Source organism: Micromonospora sp. NPDC048063 (assembly GCF_043202855.1).
Taxonomy (GTDB): Bacteria; Actinomycetota; Actinomycetes; order Mycobacteriales; family Micromonosporaceae; genus Micromonospora.
Window position 1 is genome coordinate 1 of sequence record NZ_JBIDBG010000045.1, and the last position, 3494, is coordinate 3494.

1 protein-coding gene is annotated in these 3494 nt (G+C 75.0%); it reads left to right on the forward strand.

The window, feature by feature from the left end:
• Positions 1–3494 (forward strand): SDR family NAD(P)-dependent oxidoreductase (locus ACGFZ2_RS34300; protein ID WP_393461020.1); only part of this gene is annotated, 3494 nt, incomplete at both ends.

Genomic DNA, 3494 nt, shown 5'->3' on the forward strand with positions numbered 1-3494 from the left:
TGGGTCGCGGGTGTCCCGGTCGACTGGGCGGCTTACCACGGCCAGGCCGGCATCCGGCCGCGCGTGGTCGACCTGCCCACGTACGCCTTCGACCATCGACGTTACTGGATCAATGCGGCGACGCGGTCCTACCGGCCCCCGGTCGCCGGGCGTACCGCGGCCGACGAGGACTTCTGGCGGGCCATCGAGGCGGAGGACGTGGCGAGCCTCGCCGAGAGCCTGGCCGTCGACGCCGACGCCCCGCTCGCGGACGTGCTGCCGGCCCTGTCCACCTGGCGGCGCCGCCGGGACGCCGAGGCAACCCTCGACTCGTGGCGCTACCGGGTGGCGTGGCAGCCGCTCGCCGACGAGCCCGCCCGTGCCGAGGCTGCGGAATTCCTACTCGTCGTACCGGCCGACGCGGGCGCGGCCGTGACGGACTGGGTGGCCGCCCTCGGTGCCGACGGCGCGCGGGTCGTCGAGGTCCACGCCGCCTGCGACCGCAAGCGCATCGCCCACGACCTGGTCGAGGCGTCGGCCGGCCGCGACGGCGAGCCGCTGCCCGTGCTCTCCCTCCTCGCGTTCGACGACCGACCGTACGCCGGTGCCGAATCCGTTCCGGCCGGTCTCGCCGGCACCGTCGCGCTCGCCCAGGCGCTCGGCGACGCCGGGGTCGCCGCCCGACTCTGGATCGCCACCCACGGCGCCGTCTCCGTCGGCTCCCGCGACCGGCACGTCGACCCCGTGCAGGCGATGGCGTGGGGCTTCGGCAGCGTGCTGCGGGCCGAGCACCCGCACCGCTGGGGTGGGCTCGTCGACCTGCCCGAGCAGCCGGACCAGGGTGTCGTGCGCAGGCTCCGTACGCTGATCGGCGGCACCGGCCGGGAGGACGAGGTCGCCCTGCGCCAGGCCGGTGCCCACGCCCGCAGGCTGGTTCGCGCGACGGACCGCGACGCCGGCCCGCACCGTTCCCGGACGCCGCGCGGCACGGTGCTGGTCACCGGCGGCACCGGCGCCCTCGGCGGTCACGTCGCCCGGGCATTGGCCGGCGACGGCGCCGAACACCTCCTGCTGGTCAGCCGGCGCGGTCCCGAGGCGCCGGGCGCCGCCGCCCTCGCCGACGAACTCACCGGGCTCGGCAGCCGGGTCACCGTCGCGTCCTGCGACGTCGCCGACCGGGCCGCGCTCGCGGCGCTGCTCGACTCGATCCCCGACGAGCTTCCGCTGACCGCGGTCGTGCACACCGCCGCCGCCCTCGACGACAACGTCATCGACGCGGTGAGTGTCGACCAACTCGCCACTGCGCTGCGGGCGAAGGTCGACGCCGCGCGCAACCTGGACGAGCTGACCCGGGACTGCGACCTCTCCGCGTTCGTCCTCTTTTCCTCGCTCGCCGGTCTTCTGGGCGCCGCCGGCCAGGCCACCTACGCCCCCGGCAACGCCTTCCTCGACGCTCTCGCGCAGCGGCGTCGCGCGGAGGGGCTGCCGGGGACCTCGCTCGCCTGGGGCCTGTGGGCCGACGGCGGGGTGAGCGCCGGCGAGTTCGAGCAGCGGCTGAGCCGCACCGGGTTCGGTGCGATGGCACCGGAGACGGCCGTGCGGGCCCTCACCCGGGCGCTCGACCGCGACGAGACGTACGTCGTGGTGGCCGACATCGACTGGGCCCGGGTGGCCGCCGCCGGCGGTCGGCGACACGCCCCGCTGGTCCGGGACCTGCTGGCCGACGCCGACCCGGCAGTCGCCCCCGCCCCGGCGGCCGACCTGCGCCTTCGCCTGTCCGGAATGTCCGGAACGGAGCAGTTGCACGCGCTCCGCGAGCTTGTCCGTGCCGAGGTCGCCGCCGTGCTGGGCCACGAGTCCGCCGAGCGGGTGGCGCCGGATCGGGCGTTCCAGGACCTGGGCTTCACCTCGCTGGCGGCGGTCGAACTGCGCAACCGGCTCGACGCGGCCACCGGCCTCACGTTGCCGAGCACGCTCGCGTTCGACTACCCGAACTCGACCGTCCTCGCCGGGCACATCCACGCCGAGCTGCTCGGCGGGCAGGCCCTTCCCGTCGCCGCCGCGCCCACCGGCCCCGTCGTGGGCGACGACCCGATCGTCATCGTCGGCATGGGCTGCCGCTTCCCCGCCGGAGCCGAGTCGCCGGAAGGGCTCTGGGGCCTGCTGACGGCCGGCGTCGACGCGATGTCGGACTTCCCGGCGAACCGGCACTGGGACCTGGAGTCGCTGGCCGACCCCGGCGCCGACGGCGACGGTCACTCCTACGTCACCCGAGGCGCCTTCCTGGCCGACGCGGGCGGCTTCGACGCCGAGTTCTTCGGCATCTCTCCCCGCGAGGCCCTCGCCATGGACCCGCAGCAGCGGCTGCTGCTGGAGGTCACCTGGGAGGCGTTCGAGGACGCCCGGATCGAACCCCTCGCGCTGCGCGGCAGCCGCGTCGGGGTGTTCGCCGGCACCAACGGGCAGGACTACGAGACCGTCGTGCGCCAGGCCGGCGAGTCCCTCGCCGGGTTCGGCGCGACCGGTGCCTCGGCGAGCGTGCTGTCGGGTCGGGTGGCGTACTCGTTCGGTTTCGAGGGGCCGGCGGTGACGGTGGACACGGCGTGTTCATCGTCGTTGGTGGCGCTGCACCTGGCCGTGCAGGCGCTGCGGTCGGGCGAGTGCGACCTGGCCCTCGCGGGCGGGGTGACGGTGATGGCGACTCCGGGAGCCTTCATCGAGTTCTCCCGCCAGGGCGGGCTGTCGGCGGACGGCCGCTGCAAGGCGTTCGCCGACTCGGCCGACGGCACCGCCTGGGGCGAGGGCGTGGGTGTCCTGGTCGTGCAGCGGCTGTCGGACGCGCGGCGGGACGGTCGGCGGGTCCTGGCCGTGGTGCGGGGTACGGCGGTGAACCAGGACGGTGCGTCGAACGGTTTGACGGCGCCGAACGGTCCGTCGCAGCAGCGGGTGATCCGGCAGGCCCTCGCGTCGGCGGGGTTGTCGGCCGGTGACGTGGACGTGGTCGAGGCGCACGGCACGGGCACCACGTTGGGCGACCCGATCGAGGCGCAGGCGTTGTTGGCGACGTACGGGCAGGGTCGGGACGAGCCGCTGTTGTTGGGTTCGGTGAAGTCGAACATCGGTCACACGCAGGCCGCCGCGGGAGTCGCCGGCGTGATCAAGATGGTCCTGGCGATGCGGCACGGGGTGGTGCCGGCGTCGTTGCACGTGGATGCGCCGTCGTCGCACGTGGACTGGTCGTCGGGTGCGGTGGAGCTGGTGACGCAGGCGCGTGAGTGGCCGGCGGTGGGGCGTCCGCGTCGGGCGGGCGTGTCGTCGTTCGGTATCTCCGGCACGAACGCGCACGTGATCATCGAGCAGCCGGACTCCGTGTCGGATCTCGAGCCGATGTCGACGCCGGTGCAGCCGGCGTCCCCGGTCGCGGGGGAGGATTCCGTCTCGGCGTCCGTCGTGCCGGTCGGGGTGCCGGTGCCGTGGGTGGTGTCGGCGCGGTCGGAGCGTGGTCTGTCGGGTCA